The sequence below is a fragment of the Oleiphilus sp. HI0117 genome, from assembly GCF_001635235.1.
Map to the genome: position 1 here is coordinate 1 of NZ_LWGA01000445.1, position 939 is coordinate 939.

The 939-nt window shown below is 43.1% G+C and carries 1 pseudogene; it reads left to right on the plus strand.

Annotated elements, in window-relative coordinates:
- Nucleotides 1-939, plus strand: a pseudogene (locus A3757_RS26400) (hypothetical protein); the annotation flags it as partial.

The window sequence follows — 939 nt, forward strand, 5'->3', positions numbered from 1 at the left end:
GGCACCTCAATGTCTGGCGTTGAACTCCATGCCAACGCCTACTCTGCACTACTTAATAATACCGCTATTCGACCTGTTGATTCGGTTTGGGCTTACTTGCTGACATTTGCTTTCATCATGATCCCTATCCTGCTGTTTCCGCGACTCAAACCAACGCATGTCTTACCTTCTGCGATCCTGCTAGTACTGTTGGTTTTTAGTTTTAGCTACCTACTAATACTACTAGATAAGACCTGGTTTCCACCCATTAATGCAATCATTGGTATTTTACTCGCATACCCTTTGTGGAGCTGGCAACGCATGCGGCAGCTAAACCAATTTTTAAACCATGAGTTGGAAAGGCTTGAAAAAGAACCTGCGATTAGCTTCCGTCATATCGGTCAGCACCCGGTGCAAGAAATCTTCGAATCTTTAAATGCCCTGCTAAAACCTAAGCACTACGTTCTACTTAAAGATAAGCAAATTATTCTGCAAGATGAACATACGCCGCTTAGTTACCAGCGCTTAAAATCAACAAACAAGTGGATGCATGATGGGCACACCAGCTGGATAACCCTAGCTCAGGAATCTGACTCTGGCGTGACATCCTTCTACCATATGGGCTTTGTATGGGCTCATCCAACCAACCTATCTGAACATCAGGACTATCTAAACAAACTCGACTTCACAACACCACTAGCACGCAATAAGCCCCGATATTATGAGAAGGTTGCCAATCGAATATCACAGGTACGTGAAGCAATACATTCCATGCAAGACATGAGAACCTTTATATCAAAAGGCTTCGAAGAAATTCCCAATGCGGTATTTGTTACCGACCCTGTTGGCTTAATCGTATTTACCAATAGTCATGCTCAAACTTGGTTTTCTGAATCAAACGGAACGCTACTAGGACAAGCTATTTGTACATTGTTTGACCCCCAACAAAACATTCAGCTA